We start from the raw sequence: 14,355 nt of genomic DNA, 5'->3' as shown, positions 1-14,355 counted from the left end.
GACCCCGTGCGGGGGTCGCCGCGCCCGGGCCCGTCCGCCACCCCGTCGTGGCGGTGGTCCAGCACGGGTCTCAGGCGAAGACCAGCGCGAGGTGCTCCAGCACCGCCGGCAGCGAGGCCGGCAGCGACCGGAACCCGACGTGGCCGTCGGGGCGCACCACGTGCGCCGCCGTCCCGGACACCCCGTAGGCGTCGCGGTAGGCGTGCCGGGTGTCGCGGTGGGCGCCGATCCCCAGCGCCGCCGGCACGACGGCGTCGGGGCTGACGACCAGGTGCACGTCGAGCTCACCGGCGGCGGCGGTGCGGGCGGCGTCGGCGAGCTTCTCCAGCTGCAGGAAGCCCTCCTCGTCCACCCCGGCGTCGGCGTAGAGCAGCAGCGCCGAGCGCGTCGAGCGCAGCAGGTCGAACACCCGCAGCTCGTGGGCGACCCCGAAGCGGCGCAGGCCCGTGGCGTCCGGGGCGCGGTGCCCCGGCTCGGGACCGCCGGCCGCGGTCACGAGCGACTCCCCCACCAGCGGGCTGCCGGCGTAGTTCATCGTCATCTGCATCTCGAGCAGGAACTGCTCGCGGGCGTCGTCCATGTCGATCTCGTCGGTGAACGCCAGGTTCACGGCGCGGTCGACGATGGCGCGCCCGGCGGGGCGGCGCTCGGCCTCGTAGCTGTCCAGCAGCCCCTCCGAGGCCAGCCCCCGCACCGCCAGGGCCAGCTTCCAGCCCAGGTTCCAGGCGTCCTGGATGCCGGTGTTCATGCCCTGCCCGCCGGCCGGCGGGTGCAGGTGCGCGGCGTCGCCGGCCACGAAGATCCGCCCCTCGCGGTAGCGGTCCACGATGCCGTGCTTGATGCGGAAGATCGAGGACCAGCGCAGGTTGCTGGCGGTGGTCCCGGCGGGGGCCAGCTCGTCGACGACCTCCTGGATGTCGCCCAGGCTCGGCGGGTCGTACTCCTGCCAGAAACCGGCGGGCACCACGCCGGTGCCGACGGCGTCGACGAACCGCTGCGGCGCCATCGTGGCCACGCGGTAGCGGTTGCGGCCCTTCAGGGGCACGCACACCAGCATGCCGGTGAAGCCGCCGTCCTCCTCGATGCGCACGAACCGCAGCAGGTGGCCGGACGGCATGTCCCAGTCCAGGTCCACGTCGCCGAGCATGAACAGCTGCGGGAACATCGACAGCCCGCCCTCGAAGGTGAGCCCCAGGCCGGAGCGCACGGCGCTGTGGGCGCCGTCGCAGCCGACGAGGTACTGCGTGCGCACGACCTCCTCGCCGTCGGCGGTGCCCAGCACGCAGGTCACCCCGTCGCCGTCCTGGGCGAACGTCAGCAGCTCGCGGCCGCGCTCGACGCGCACGCCGGCGGCCTCGAGAGCGCCGGTGAGCAGCCGCTCGGTCTCGTACTGCGGCAGGCCCAGGTGCGCGTAGGGCACGTCCAGGTCGGAGAAGTCCGCCTGGTGGGTCTGCACGCCGTTGACGAACACCGTCTGCCCGTGCAGCCAGGTGCCGGCCTCGACGGCCTGCGCGACGATGCCCTGCCGCTCCCAGATCTCCATGGTGCGGCAGTGGATGCCGATGGCCTTGTCCGCCCGGGTGGAGAGCTCGGGGCGCTTGTCGACCAGGCGCACCCGCACGCCGCGGCGGGCCAGCTCCAGCGCGTGGGTCATCCCGGCCGGGCCGGCGCCCACGACGAGGACCTCGGGCCCGGCCGCGTCGGCCGGGACCGGCGGCACCGGCACGGGCGCCGGGGCGGGGGTGGTCTCGCGCACGACCGCGGCCGGGGCCGGGACGGGCGGCTGGGTCGGCACCGGTGCCGGGTCGGTGGCGAGCGCGGCCGCCGGCGCCGCGGGGGCCGCGGCGGCGCCGCCGGCCGCGGAGCCCTCCGCGCCCACGGCGGGGCGCTGGCGCAGCTCGTACACGGTGCGCTCGAAGTCCACCGAGAGCCAGCGCGCCAGCGGCGCGGAGTCGGCCAGGTGCGCGGGGTCCTCCACCCACAGGCGGAAGCGCTGCGCGTCCTCCCACTCGGCCACGATGTGGAAGCGCCCCGTCTCCGGGTCGCGCAGGAGCTCCTCGCGCAGGTGCCCGCCCTTGCCGCCCACGCGGCCGGCGACCACGGCGTAGGCGCGCTCGAAGGCCTCCTCCTGCCCCGGGGCGACGGAGGTGGAGATGTCCACGCGCACCGCGCCGGGCACGAACGCCCAGCGGCCCTGGTCGCCCGCGCCGACGGCGGGGCGCTGGCGCAGCTCGTACACGGTGCGCTGGAAGTCCACCGAGAGCCAGCGCGCCAGCGGCGCGGAGTCGGCCAGGTGCGCGGGGTCCTCCACCCACTGGCGGAACCCCTCGGCGGACTCCCACTCGGCGAAGATGTGGAAGCGGCCCGTCTCCGGGTCGTGCAGCAGCTCCTCGCGCAGGTGCCCGCCCTTGCCGCCCACGCGGCCGGCGACCACGGCGTACGCGCGCTCGAAGGCCTCCTGCTCCCCCGGGGCGACGGAGGTGGAGATGTCCACCCGCACCGCGCCGTGGGGCAGCCCGTCGTGCCCGGCGCTCGCGCCGGCGGCCTCCCCGGCGGGCTCAGCGGCAGCGGCCTCCCCGGCGGGCTCAGCGGCGGCGGCCTGCCCCGGCACCTGGTCCAGCACCGTGAACACCTCCCGCGCGGCGTCCTCGCGCAGCTCGCGCAGCGACTCGGTGAGGTTCTCCCGGGCGCTGCTGCGCCCGAACGCCGCCGCGGCGGCGCCGTCGGTCCAGTCGCTGGCGATGGCGAACCACCTCTCCTCGGTCTGGCTGCGCATCAGCTCCTGGCGCAGGTTGCCCGGCACCCGGCTGATCTCCGCCGCGGCCGCGCGCCAGGCGGCGACGAACTGCTCCTCGCAACCCGGGCGGGCCCGCATGCGCAGCATGGTGCGCACCGGCCCGCCCGTCGCCGCGGTGCCGGGCCCGCTCACGCCGGGGTCCCCTCGAAGCGGCGCAGCACCATGGCGCTGTTGAAGCCGCCCAGGCCGCGAGCGGCCACCAGGACGGTGCGCACCGCGGTCTCGCGCGGCTCGGTGACCAGGTCCAGGCCGTGCGCGTGCTCGGCGGCCCGGTCCAGGTTGCCCACCGCGGGCACGACGCCGTCGCGGATGGCCAGCATCGCGGTGGCCACGGCCAGCGCGGAACCGCCCACGCTGAGCCGGCCCACCAGGCCCTGCGGCGCGGCGACCGGCACGGGGGCGCGGCGGCCGGCGAACGCCGTGCGCAGCGCCTCGGACTCCGCGGCGTCCAGCTCGGGCACCCCGGCGCCGTCGGCGAGGACGAAGTCCACGTCGTCCGGGCCCACGCCGGCGTCGTCCATCGCCCGCCGGATCGCGCGGGCGTACTGCACCGGGTCGCCCAGCGGGTCCGAGGGGGAGGCCGCGTCGTGGGTGGCCGCGTAGCCGGCGATCTCGCCGTACACCTGCGGCGCGCCGCGCTCCAGGGCCTGCTCGGCGTCCTCGACCACGAGCACCGCGCCGCCCTCGCCGGGCGCGTACCCGTTGGCGGTGGCGTCGAAGGGCTTGTACCCCTGCGCCGCGGTGCGGGCGGAGGTGAGCTGCCGGCCCACGGACTGGCAGGCCAGCGCGTACGGCGACAGCGACGCCTCGGTGCCGCCGGCGAGCACCGTGGGGGTGCCGCGGCGCACGACGCGACGGGCGTGCCCGAGGCTGTCCAGGCCGCCGGCGCCCTCGGTGACCAGCACGCTGGCCGGACCCTTGGTGCCGTGCTTGATGGAGGCCTGCCCGGTGCTGGCCGCGTAGAACCAGGCGATCGACTGGTACGCGGTGACGGCCTGCGGGCCGCGGCCGTACAGGCCCGTCATCTCCCGCTGACCGAACTCGTTGCCGCCGGAGGAGGCGGCCAGGGCCACCGAGGTGGCGTACGGGTCGTGCTCGGCGGGGTCGTAGCGCGCGTCGCCCAGCGCCATGGCGGTGGCGGCCAGCGACATCCACGTCCAGCGGTCGGTCTGCACCTGCAGGCGCGGCTCGACGTGCTCGTCGGGGGTGAAGCCGGGCACCTGCCCGGCCAGGGTCACCCCGTAGGAGGAGGAGTCGAACGCGCTCAGCGGCGTCACCCGCACCTCGTTGGCGCGCACGCACGCCCAGTGCTCCTCGGCACCCACCCCGCTGGGCGCGACCACGCCCAGCCCGGTCACGACAGCGCGCGTCACGAGTTCTCCTTCGTCGCCAGGGAGGTCAGGGCCACGGCCGACTGGAAGCCGCCGAAGCCGCTGCCCACCGAGACCGCCACGTCGATGCGCTGGTCGCGCGCCGTCTTGGGCACGTAGTCCAGGTCGCACTCGGGGTCGGGGTTCTCCAGGTTCGCCGTGGGCGGCACGACGCCGAACTCCATCGCCAGCGCGCAGGCGGCGAGCTCGATGGAGCCGATGGCGCCCAGCGAGTGGCCGACCATCGACTTGATGGAGGTCATGGGGATCTCGTAGGCGCGCTGCCCGAGGCTGCGCTTGACCGCGGCGGTCTCGTGGCGGTCGTTCTGCTTGGTGCCCGAGCCGTGCGCGTTGACGTAGTCGACCGAGCTCGGGTCGATGCGGCCCTGGGTCAGGGCGGCGTCGATGGCCCGGCTCATCTCGGTGCCGTCGGGGCGCAGGCCCGTCATGTGGAAGGCGTTGCAGCGGTTCGCGAACCCGCTGACCTCGCAGTAGACGTGCGCACCGCGCGCCTTGGCGTGCTCGTACTCCTCCAGCACCAGCACCGCGCCGCCCTCGCCCATGACGAACCCGTCGCGGGTGGCGTCGAAGGGCCGCGAGGCGGTGGCCGCCTCGTCGTTGCGCGCGGACGTGGCGCGGATGGCGTCGAAGCAGGCCACCGAGATCGGCGAGATCGGGGCGTCGGCGGCGCCGGCGATGACGACGTCGGCGTCACCGTCCTCGACGAGCTGGAAGCCGTACCCGACCGCGTCCAGGCCGGAGGTGCAGCCGGTGGACATCACCGACGCCGGGCCGTGGGCGTGGAAGCGGGCGGCGAGCTCGGAGGCGCCGCTGCTGGGGATGAGCACCCGGTCCAGGAAGCGCGAGCCGTAGGCGGGGTCCACGACCCAGTCCTTGCCGGAGTCGCTGACCTGGACGTACTCGTCCTCCAGGCGCATGGTCGCGCCCACCGCGCTGCCCAGGCTGACCGCGAGGCGGTCGTGGTCCACGCCCGTGCCCGAGGACAGGTCCAGGCCGGAGTCGGCCACGGCCTCGTCGGCGGCGACCATCGCGAACCGCGTGAAGCGGTCCGTGCGGGCGATCTCGTGGGTGGTCAGCCCGCGCGCGGAGAAGTCGATGTCGACCTCGGCCGCGATGCGCGAGCGGAACCGGGAGGCGTCGAAGAAGGTGATCGGGCGCGTGGCGGTGCGCCCGTCGACCAGGAGCTGCCAGAAGGAGTCCCGCGTCGGGCCGCCGGGGGCGACCACGCCGACGCCGGTGACGACGACCCTGCGGCCGCCGATCACGAGGCGGCCCCGGGCAGCGGCGGAAGCTCCTCGGTGTCGACGTGGCCCAGGCGCGGCTGCGGGGCCAGCGGGGCCAGCGTGAACACCGCGGTGGCCGGCTCGGCCGAGTCGTTGATGAGCTTGTGGCGCACGCCGATCGGCACGCACACGCCCTCCTGCGCCTTCAGGGTGCGCAGCTCCCCGTCCAGCCGGATCCCCAGCTCGCCGGAGACGACCAGCAGGAACTCCTCGGAGTACGGGTGCCAGTGCTCGGTGACGACCTCGCCGGGCTGCAGGGTCACGGTGCCCATGAAGCCCGTCGTCGAGCCGGCGGTCGAGGGCGCCAGCACGGTGCGCACGTCGCCGCCGCGGCGGCGGTTGGCGGGCACCTCCGCGGCGCTGACGGTGCGGATGTCGGAGGGCTTGGGCGCCTGGGCCTGGTGCACGCGCACCGGGTCCGGGGCGCCCACGTTCGGGTGCCCGTCGCGCAGCTGCTCGGGCCGGACCTCGGTGGTCATGCGTTGCTCCCCTGCTCGGCGGGGGCGGCGGCGCGGGCCGCGGCCTCGACCTTCCCCCGGATGACGTCCATCTGGACGAGCGTGTTGGCGTTCATGCGGTCGGTCATGGTGGGCGTGTCGACGGGGGCCTGCGGGCGCATGCGGAAGTCCTGCACCCAGCGCATCAGGACGCCCTCGGGGCGCTGCTCGTAGGTCCAGCGGATGTCCATGAACTCGAACGGGCCGGGCTCCGTGCGGCGCGCGACGACGGTGCGGGTGGCGGGGTCGGGCGTGCGCTCGGACACCCACGACCAGACCTTGCCGTTCTCGTCGGGGTGCATGGACAGGCGGAAGGTGATCTTCCCGTCTTCGCGGCTGAGGATCTCCGCGGCGGCGTACTCGGTGAACAGGTCGGGCCAGTTCTCCACGTCGTTGGTCATGTCCCACACCAGGCTCATGGGAGCGTCGATGACGACGGAGTTGTCGACGTGACCGGGGGTCGGCGAGGTGGTGCCGGCCGGGGCGGTGGTCTCGGCCGCGCTCACGCGTCGACCCGGGCGGAGTTCACCATGTCGACGATCGAGCCGAGGGAGTGGTCCTCGGCGTGCGCGGACTCGTCGACGGGCAGGCCGTGGGCCTGCTGCAGCTCGGTCTGCAGCTGCAGGAACGCCAGCGAGTCCAGACCGAGGTCGGTGAACATGACGTCCGGGTCGGCCGTGCGGGCGGAGGCCGGCAGGCCGACCTTGGCGACCAGCAGGTCCATCAGGTCGTCGAGGCCGAAGGTGGTGTTCTGAACGGTCACGGTGCTCTCCTCGTCAGGTCCTGCTGCGGACTCGGTGGTGCCCGGTTTCACGCGCTCAGCGCCGTGGCGCCGTCGAGGAAACCGGTGTGGTGCTGACCGGCCTGGAAGACCGGGTCGCTCAGGACCTGCAGGTGCAGGTCCCGGGTCGTGACGACGCCCCTGCCCTCGACGCGCATCTCGGCCAGGGCCGTGCGCATCCGGGCGAGGGCCTGCTCCCGGTCGGGCGCCCAGGCGATGACCTTGGCGACCAGGGAGTCGTAGTGGGGGCTGATCTGCGCACCGGCGGTCAGCGCGGTGTCCACGCGGACGCCGGGACCGCCGGGCAGGTCGAAGACGTCCAGCAGGCCGGGCGCCGGGGCGAACCCGCGGGAGGGGTCCTCGGCGTTGATGCGGCACTCCACCGCCGCGCCGTCCAGGCGGACGTCCTCCTGCTTGATGCTCAGCGGCCGGCCGGCCGCGATGAGGATCTGCTCGCGCACCAGGTCCAGGCCGGTGACCATCTCGGTGACCGGGTGCTCGACCTGGATGCGGCAGTTGACCTCCATGAAGGAGAAGTTGCCGCGGTCGTCGAGCAGGAACTCGAAGGTCCCCGCCCCGGTGTACCCCACGGCCAGGGCCCCGCGCACCGCGGCGGCGCCGATCTCCTCGCGCTGCTGCGGGGTCAGGCCGGCCGCGGGGGCCTCCTCGACGAGCTTCTGGTGGCGGCGCTGCACGGAGCAGTCGCGCTCGCCCAGGTGCACGCCGTTGCCGTGCTCGTCGAGCAGGACCTGCACCTCGATGTGGCGGGCGCGGTCCAGGTAACGCTCGACGTACACGGTGCTGTCGCGGAACACGCTGTGCGCGGTGCGCCGCGTCGCGGTGTACGCCTGGCGGAACTGGGCGGGGTCGCGCACCACGGTGATGCCGCGCCCGCCGCCGCCGGCGGCCGCCTTGATGACGACGGGGTAGCCGATGGAGTCGGCGATCGCGGCGCCCTCGTCGGCCGTGGCGACCGGCTCGACGACGCCGGGCAGCAGGGGCAGCCCGGCGGCGGACATCTCCGAGCGGGCGCTGGCCTTGTTGCCCAGGCGTGCCATGACGTCCGGGCGCGGGCCGATGAAGGTGATGCCGTTGTCGGCGCACACCTCCGCGAAGTCCGGGTCCTCGGAGAGGAACCCGTACCCGGGGTGGATCGCCTCGGCGCCGGTCTGCAGCGCCGCCTCGATCACGTTGGGGATGTTCAGGTAGCTGAACCGCGAGGGCGCCGGGCCGATGTTCACCGACTCGTCGGCCATGCGCACCAGCGCGGAGTCGCGGTCGGGGCTGGAGTGCACCGCCACCACCCCGATGCCCAGGCTGCGGCAGGCGCGCGCCACGCGGACCGCGATCTCGCCGCGGTTGGCGATGAGGATCTTGGAGAACATCCGCTCACCCGGCCTGGTGCGCGTCGGCGGGCTCGATGCGCACCAGCGGCTGGTCGAACTCCACCGAGGAGCCGTTCTCCACCAGCACCTCCACCACGGTGCCGGCGACGTCGGAGACGATCGAGTTCATGAGCTTCATGGCCTCGACGATGCCCAGCGTCTGCCCCACCGTGACGGTCTCGCCAGGCGAGACGTAGGGCGCCTCGTCGGGCGAGGGCGCGGCGTAGAACGTGCCCACCAGCGGCGCGCGCACGGTGTGCAGGTCCTCCTCCACCGCGGCGCCGGCGGCGGCCGCGGGCGCCGCCGGCGCCGCGGCGGCCGGGACCCCGACCGGGTGGACCGCCGCGGGCGCCGCGCTGACGGCGTCCTGCCAGTCCACCTCGACGGTGACCTCGCCGCGCGAGAGCGCGATGCGCTTCAGCGGCCCGTGCAGCGAGCGCGAGAGCGACACCGCCTGGTCCGTCAGCTCCTGCACCACGTCGTGGTGCACCTCCACCGTGTCGTGGTGGACCTCCACCGCACCGCCCACCCCACCCGCTCCGATCGCACCCGTGCCGTTGCTGCCCTTGGTCGTGCTCGTGCCGTTCGTCGTCACAGCGATCCCCTCCCCGCGCCCATCCCGCGCAGCCGCGCGCTGCGCAGGCGCAGCAGCTCGTCCGCGTCCAGGGCGCACAGCTCGTCCAGGGCCTCCGTCACGGCCCGCCCCAGCAGGGCCGCCGCCTCCTCCGGGTCGGCGTTCGCGCCGCCGGCGGGTTCGGGGACCACGCCGTCGGCGACCCCCAGCCGCACCAGGTCCGGGGCCGTCACCCGCAGCGCCCGGGCCGCCTGCGCGGCCTCCTGGGCGTCGCGCCACAGGATCGCGGCGCACCCCTCGGGGCTGATGACGGAGAAGAAGGTGTTCTCCAGCATGAGCATCCGGTCGCCGGTGGCCAGGGCCAGCGCGCCGCCGCTGCCGCCCTCACCGGTCACCACGCTCACCACGGGCACCCGCAGGCGGCTGGAGCGGGCGATGGCCTCGGCGATGGCGATGGACTGCCCGCGCTCCTCGGCGGCCACGCCCGGGTACGCGCCGGGGGTGTCGACCAGGGTGACCACCGGCATCCCGCAGCGCTCGGCGTGCTCGAACATCCGCAGCGCCTTGCGGTAGCCCTCCGGGTGCGGCATGCCGAAGTTGCGCGCCACCAGCTCGCGGGTGTCGTGCCCCTTCTGGTGGCCGACCACCACGACGGGGCGCCCGGCCAGCGAGGCGACGCCGGCCACGATCGCCGGGTCGTCGCCGTGGGCGCGGTCCCCGTGCAGCTCCACGAAGTCGTCGAACGCGAGGTCGAGGTAGTCCAGCGCGGTGGGCCGCTCCGGGTGCCGGGCGGCGCGCACCACGTCCCACGCGTCGGGCACGGCCGGTTCCGCCGCCCGCGCACCGGCGCCGGTGGCCGGGACGCGCTGGGCGGGGATGCTGCCGGCGCCGGTCGTCGCGGGGGCCGCGGCGGGGCGGTGCAGGCGCAGCAGCCGGGCCAGCAGCGGGCGCAGCCGCTCGCGGCTCTCGACCCGGTCCACCAGGCCGTGCGCCAGGAGGTACTCGGCCTGCTGGAAACCCTTGGGCAGCTCCTGCGGGACGGTCTGCTGGATGACGCGCTTGCCGGCGAAACCCACCGCGGCACCGGTCTCGGCGACGAGGACCTGGCCGAGGGAGGCGAAGGAGGCGGTGACGCCGCCGAACGTGGGGTCGGTGAGCACGCCCACGCTGAGCAGCCCCGCCTCGGCGACCAGCGCCAGGGCCTGGCTCGTCTTGGCCATCTGCATCAGGGAGAGCGCGCCCTCCTGCATGCGCGCCCCGCCGGAGGCGGTGACGAGCACCAGGGGCAGGCGCCGGCGCACGGCCTCGTCGGCCGCGGTGGCGACCGCCTCACCGGTGGCCGAGCCCATGCTGCCGCCCAGGAAGCGGAAGTCCATCACGAGCAGCACCAGGGGCTCGCCCTCCACGAGGGCGGTCCCGGCGATCGTGCCCTCCTGCTCGCCCGTGGAGCGGCGGGCCCGCTCGAGGCGCTCGGGGTAGGGGGCCGTGTCGGTGAAACCCAGCGGGTCCAGCGGCACCGGCGGCAGCACGAACTCCTCGAAGCTGCCGGGGTCGGTGAGCTGGGCGATGCGCGCCCGGGCCGACAGGCGCTGGTGGTGGCCGCACTCGTGGCACACCTCGAGGTCGCGCGCCAGGCGGCGGCTGTAGAGCGGGCGCGCGCACCCGGAGCACTTGACCCAGTCGGCACCGGTGGTGGGCGGGGACGCCGTGGTGGTCATCGTCCTTCTCCTGCAGCGAGTTCGGGTCGGCGGCCGGGGACGGGGGTCACTGCCCGGGACGCCAGGTGTAGAAGCGGCGGGCGGAGGCGTCGGCGGGTCCGCGCCACGTCGACAGGTACGGCGAGATGAACGGGTCCAGCTTGCGGCTGATCTCCCCGAAACCGGGCTGCCGGGCGGCGATCTCCATCACCTCGGCGGCGCTGCGGTCGAACTCGACGAGGTGCACGTAGAGGTCGCCCAGGCTGTACAGGCTGCGCTCGGTCACGCCCAGCGCGTGCGGCAGGTCCGTCGCGTCCGACTCGGCGAAGATGCGTGCCACGTCCGGTTCCGCACCGGGTGCGATCTTCGCCACGATGATGTTCCGAGCGGTGGTGCGGTCGGTGGCGGTGGGCGTCTCCGGTGCGAGAGGACGCGTCATGGGAACTCCTCGTCAGGACGTGCCGGCGCGGCGGGGCGCGAACGGACCGGCGGTGGGTGCGGAGCGGCCGGCGCGGGACCGCCCGCCCCGTGCGGGCGGACGACGTGACGGCTTCGTGGACCTCGGGCGGTCGCTGGAGCGGGGTCCGCGCGGGGCGGGTCCCGAAGTGGTTGCCCGAACGGCCACTGCGTCGAGCGTGGCGCGGTGGGCACCCAGCGTCAACGCCGACGGCGGGCTCCCGGTGTGCCCTGTCAGGACCGTGCCAGCACCGGCGCCGGTACTGCCAGCTCCCTGCCGCGGGGCCGGGGCGGCGCGGTGCGGCGGGCGGGTGCGGCGGGCGGGTGCGGCGAGGGGTCGCGGCGGGGCGGTGCGACGGGCGGGTGCGCCGGGCCGGCGCGGTGCGGCGGGTGCGGTCAGCGGGACCGGGGCGCCGCGGCGCTCGCGCGGGCGGGCGCGGTCAGTGCAGTTCGACGGGCACGTCGACGAGGCTGCCGTACTCGGCCCAGCCCCCGACGTAGTGGCGCACCCGCGGGTGCCGCAGGACCTCGGCGGCCACGAACCACAGCAGCGAGCTGCGGTCGGCCACGCGGCAGTAGACGACCAGGTCGGAGGCGGGGGTCAGGCCGCGGTCGGCGAACAGCGTCCGCAGGCGCCCCAGCGGCGCGAAGGAGCGGCCCTCCAGCACCTCGGAGGAGGGCAGGTTGCGCGAGCCGGGGATGTGGCCGGGCACGCGGTGCCGCTCGGCGGCGACGTCGAGCTGGTGCTGCACGCGCCCCTCGAACTCCCCCTCGGTGCGGCAGTCCAGGATGAGCACCGGGTCCGGGGCGCCGACGTAGCGCGCCAGCAGCTCGTCGCGGCCCACGACGATCGACCCGTCGCGCCCGGGGCTGCGGTAGTCGGCCGCCGCCACCACGACCGGGTTGTCGTCCAGCGCGCCGCCGGCGGCCGTCCAGGCCGGCACCCCGCCGTCGAGCAGGCTCAGGCGCCGGTGCCCGTACAGCCGCATCACCCAGAACGCGTAGGCCGCGTGGCTGGGGCTGCCCGCCGAGCACAGGACCACGTGGTCGTCCACGCCCACGCCCATGGCCGACATCAGGCGCTCGAAGCCCTGCAGGGAGACCGGCCCGCGCCGCACGCGCTCGTGCAGGTCGTCGTACGTCGACAGCGGCAGCGCCCCGGGCAGGTGGCCGGCGTGGTAGGGGGTGGCGTCGTCGTCCACCTGCAGCACCACCACGGCGCCGCGGTGCTCGCGCAGCCAGCGGGCGTCGACCACCGGGGGCACCACCTCGGGGCGGACCTCGGGCTGGGCGCGCCAGCTGCTCACGGCCCGTTCCCCCCCTCGTCCAGCAGTCCCCAGTCGGCGGCGCGCAGCAGCGCCTGCGTGCGGGTCTCCGCGCCCAGGCGACGGTACAGCTTGGCCAGCAGGCGGTACATCTCGCGCTCGGAGTAGGAGGCGGAGCGGGCGATGGCCGCCACCGTGCCGCCCTGGCCGAGCATGCGCAGCCACTCCCGCTCGTGCGGGGCCACCTGCGGCGCGCCCGCCGCCCCGGAGGGCTCGGCCAGCGAGTCCACGAGGTGGCGTGGGACGAGCACGCGCCCCTCGGCCGCGGAGAGCACGACCTCCACGGCGGTCTCGAGCTCGGCGTCGGGGTCCAGCACGCCCAGGGCGCCGGCGCGCACGGCGCCGACGAAGCCGTCGCGCCCGGCGCCGGGCGCCAGGTGCACCAGCGCGACCCGGTCCTCCACCGGCGAGCCGCGCAGCGCCGAGCGCACCCGCTCCGCGGCGGCCTCGGGCACCACCAGCACCGCCGGCGCGGGGTCCTCCCCGGTCAGCAGCTCCACCAGGTCCTCGCCGTCGGTGCGCACGACGCGGTGGGCGCCGGCCGCGCTGAGCGCGTGGGCCAGGCCGTGCCCGTACACCTCGGGCACGCCGCTGAGCACGACGAGCGGGCCGGGCTGCACGGCGGGGCTCACGGGCGCACCCCGGCGTCCGCCGCGCGCGCGGCGCTCCGGGCGGGACCGGGTGGGACCGGTCCGGCGGGGACGACGGGGACGACGGGCACGACGGGCACGGCAGCGCCGGCGGCGGGCACCGCGGGTGCGCTCGTGGGGCGGCCGCGGGTCACGGGGCACCTGCTTCCTCGCGCTCGGGGCGCACGACGGCGGGGTGCGGCGGCGGCACGGCCGCCGCGGGTGGGCACCGCACCACCCTGTCGCACCGGGGGGCGGGACGTGCGTGCCGCGCCCGGCAGCTCACTGCCAAGCGCTGGCAGGTGGCTGGTGATCAGCTGGCGGGCGCCTTGACCGCCCCCTCGGTGCGGGAGCAGCGTCGCGGACCGGACCGCTCCCCGGCCACCCGCCCGCCCCGCACCCCAGGAGGTCACCGTGATCGAGGTCCCCGAGCAGCAGAGCGCCCCCGCGGACGCCGCACCGGCCGCCACCGCGCTGCTGGCCCCGGGCCAGGGCGCCCAGCGGCCCGGGCAGCTCGCCCCGTGGCTGGAGCTGCCCGGGGTGCTCGAGCGGCTGGGCGAGTGGTCCGAGGCGGCCGGCCTGGACCTCGTCGCCGCCGGCACGACGTGGACGGCCGAGCAGATCCTGCCCACCGAGGTGGCCCAGCCGCTGGTGGTGGCCACCTCGCTGCTCGTCGGCCGCGAGCTGATGCGCACCGCGACCCCCGCCCGGCTGGCCGGGCACAGCGTCGGGGAGTGGGCGGCGGCCGCGCTGGCCGGCGTGCTGGACGACGCCACCGCGCTGCGGCTGGTGGCCGCGCGCGGGCGCGCCATGGCGGCGTGCTGCGCCGGCGGCGGCTCGGGGATGTCGGTGGTGCTGGGCGGCGAGCCGGCCGAGGTGGAGGAGGCGGTGCTGCGGGCCGGGCTGGTGCCCGCCAACCGCAACGGCGCCGGCCAGCTCGTGGTCGGCGGCACCGTGGAGGCGCTGGAGGCCCTGGAGCAGGACCGCCCGGCCGGGGCGGTGGTCAAGCGCCTGCCGGTGGCCGGCGCCTTCCACACCCCGGCCATGGCGGCGGCGGTGCCCGTGCTGCGGGCCGCGACCGAGGGGGTCGCGGCCGCCGACCCGGTGCTGCCGCTGCTGTCCAACGCCGACGGCGAGGTCGTCGCCTCCGGGCCGGAGGTGCTGCGGCGCCTGGTGGCCCAGGTGGCCGGCCCGGTGCGCTGGGACCTGTGCACGACGACGCTGGCCGGCGCGGGCACGACGACCTTCGTGGAGCTGCCGCCGGCCGGGGCGCTCAGCGGGCTGGCCCGCCGGGCGCTGCCGGACGTGCGGGTGCTGGCGGTGCGCGGACCAGAGGACCTGCCCGCCGCCGCGCAGCTGCTCGGGGCGGGCTGACGCGGGCGGTGCACCCCGCTCAGCGCCGGTCGGGCCCGGTCACGCCGACAGCAGGCCGGCGCGCTGGGCCAGCAGCAGCGCCTCGGTGCGGTTGGCCGCCCCCAGGCGCTGGTACGCGCGGTTGAGCAGGCGGTACATCTCCCGCTCGGAGTAGCAGCTGCGCACC

General features: G+C 76.1%; 13 protein-coding genes. 1 reads left to right on the top strand and 12 read right to left on the bottom strand.

Going from position 1 to position 14,355, the window contains the following annotated elements; genetic code table 11:
• Positions 1-70 precede the first annotated feature (70 nt).
• The 12 genes from ACRYR7_RS19155 to ACRYR7_RS19100 form a co-directional block, all read right to left on the bottom strand.
• Positions 71-2,884 (bottom strand): FAD-dependent monooxygenase, encoded by a 2,814-nt coding sequence (locus tag ACRYR7_RS19155; protein WP_432573711.1) that lies wholly within the window; start codon positions 2,882-2,884, stop codon positions 71-73.
• Between the two features lie 41 nt (positions 2,885-2,925).
• Positions 2,926-4,170 (bottom strand): beta-ketoacyl synthase N-terminal-like domain-containing protein, encoded by a 1,245-nt coding sequence (locus ACRYR7_RS19150; protein WP_432573710.1) that lies wholly within the window; start codon positions 4,168-4,170, stop codon positions 2,926-2,928.
• On the bottom strand, positions 4,167-5,453 hold the full coding sequence (locus ACRYR7_RS19145; RefSeq protein WP_432573709.1) for a beta-ketoacyl-[acyl-carrier-protein] synthase family protein: 1,287 nt from the start codon (positions 5,451-5,453) through the stop codon (positions 4,167-4,169). Before ACRYR7_RS19145 ends, ACRYR7_RS19150 begins: the two co-directional genes overlap by 4 nt.
• Positions 5,450-5,950 carry a cupin domain-containing protein gene (locus tag ACRYR7_RS19140; RefSeq protein WP_432573708.1) on the bottom strand — a complete coding sequence of 167 codons (501 nt, stop codon included), beginning with the start codon at positions 5,948-5,950 and terminating at the stop codon, positions 5,450-5,452. The genes ACRYR7_RS19145 and ACRYR7_RS19140 overlap by 4 nt, the downstream gene beginning before the upstream one ends.
• On the bottom strand, positions 5,947-6,474 hold the full coding sequence (locus ACRYR7_RS19135) for an SRPBCC family protein (protein ID WP_432573707.1): 528 nt from the start codon (positions 6,472-6,474) through the stop codon (positions 5,947-5,949). Before ACRYR7_RS19135 ends, ACRYR7_RS19140 begins: the two co-directional genes overlap by 4 nt.
• Complete coding sequence (locus ACRYR7_RS19130; protein WP_432573706.1) at positions 6,471-6,731, bottom strand: acyl carrier protein; 261 nt, start codon at positions 6,729-6,731, stop codon at positions 6,471-6,473. Before ACRYR7_RS19130 ends, ACRYR7_RS19135 begins: the two co-directional genes overlap by 4 nt.
• 47 nt (positions 6,732-6,778) lie before the next feature.
• Complete coding sequence (locus ACRYR7_RS19125; protein ID WP_432573705.1) at positions 6,779-8,134, bottom strand: acetyl-CoA carboxylase biotin carboxylase subunit; 1,356 nt, start codon at positions 8,132-8,134, stop codon at positions 6,779-6,781.
• 4 nt (positions 8,135-8,138) lie between these two features.
• Positions 8,139-8,729, bottom strand: coding sequence for an acetyl-CoA carboxylase biotin carboxyl carrier protein (gene accB, locus ACRYR7_RS19120; RefSeq protein ID WP_432573704.1), 591 nt, complete (start codon positions 8,727-8,729; stop codon positions 8,139-8,141).
• Complete coding sequence (locus ACRYR7_RS19115) at positions 8,726-10,426, bottom strand: acetyl-CoA carboxylase carboxyltransferase subunit alpha (RefSeq protein ID WP_432573703.1); 1,701 nt, start codon at positions 10,424-10,426, stop codon at positions 8,726-8,728. The genes accB and ACRYR7_RS19115 overlap by 4 nt, the downstream gene beginning before the upstream one ends.
• A 46-nt stretch (positions 10,427-10,472) precedes the next feature.
• The gene (locus ACRYR7_RS19110) at positions 10,473-10,844 is read right to left on the bottom strand and encodes a TcmI family type II polyketide cyclase (protein WP_432573702.1); all 372 of its coding nucleotides are present in this window, start codon (positions 10,842-10,844) and stop codon (positions 10,473-10,475) included.
• A 457-nt stretch (positions 10,845-11,301) separates the two neighbouring features.
• Positions 11,302-12,168 (bottom strand): sulfurtransferase, encoded by an 867-nt coding sequence (locus ACRYR7_RS19105; RefSeq protein WP_432573701.1) that lies wholly within the window; start codon positions 12,166-12,168, stop codon positions 11,302-11,304.
• Positions 12,165-12,818 (bottom strand): response regulator transcription factor, encoded by a 654-nt coding sequence (locus ACRYR7_RS19100; RefSeq protein WP_432573700.1) that lies wholly within the window; start codon positions 12,816-12,818, stop codon positions 12,165-12,167. Before ACRYR7_RS19100 ends, ACRYR7_RS19105 begins: the two co-directional genes overlap by 4 nt.
• Before the next feature lie 411 nt (positions 12,819-13,229).
• Between ACRYR7_RS19100 and ACRYR7_RS19095 the strand changes: the two genes are divergently transcribed.
• Positions 13,230-14,189: an ACP S-malonyltransferase gene (locus tag ACRYR7_RS19095; RefSeq protein WP_432573699.1), complete on the top strand. Its 960-nt coding sequence runs from the start codon at positions 13,230-13,232 to the stop codon at positions 14,187-14,189.
• Positions 14,190-14,355 lie beyond the last annotated feature (166 nt).

It is taken from the genome of Kineococcus gurbantunggutensis (assembly GCF_050871925.1).
Lineage (GTDB): Bacteria > Actinomycetota > Actinomycetes > Actinomycetales > Kineococcaceae > Kineococcus.
The sequence above is the reverse complement of the archived record's forward strand: the minus strand, read 5'-3'. Positions and strand labels throughout refer to the sequence as shown.

Coding starts and splice junctions, on each gene's coding strand:
- ACRYR7_RS19155 (WP_432573711.1), bottom strand. CDS start 2,884: ATGCTGCGCATGCGGGCCCGCCCGGGTTGCGAGGAGCAGTTCGTCGCC.
- ACRYR7_RS19140 (WP_432573708.1), bottom strand. CDS start 5,950: ATGACCACCGAGGTCCGGCCCGAGCAGCTGCGCGACGGGCACCCGAAC.
- ACRYR7_RS19125 (WP_432573705.1), bottom strand. CDS start 8,134: ATGTTCTCCAAGATCCTCATCGCCAACCGCGGCGAGATCGCGGTCCGC.
- ACRYR7_RS19115 (WP_432573703.1), bottom strand. CDS start 10,426: ATGACCACCACGGCGTCCCCGCCCACCACCGGTGCCGACTGGGTCAAG.
- ACRYR7_RS19110 (WP_432573702.1), bottom strand. CDS start 10,844: ATGACGCGTCCTCTCGCACCGGAGACGCCCACCGCCACCGACCGCACC.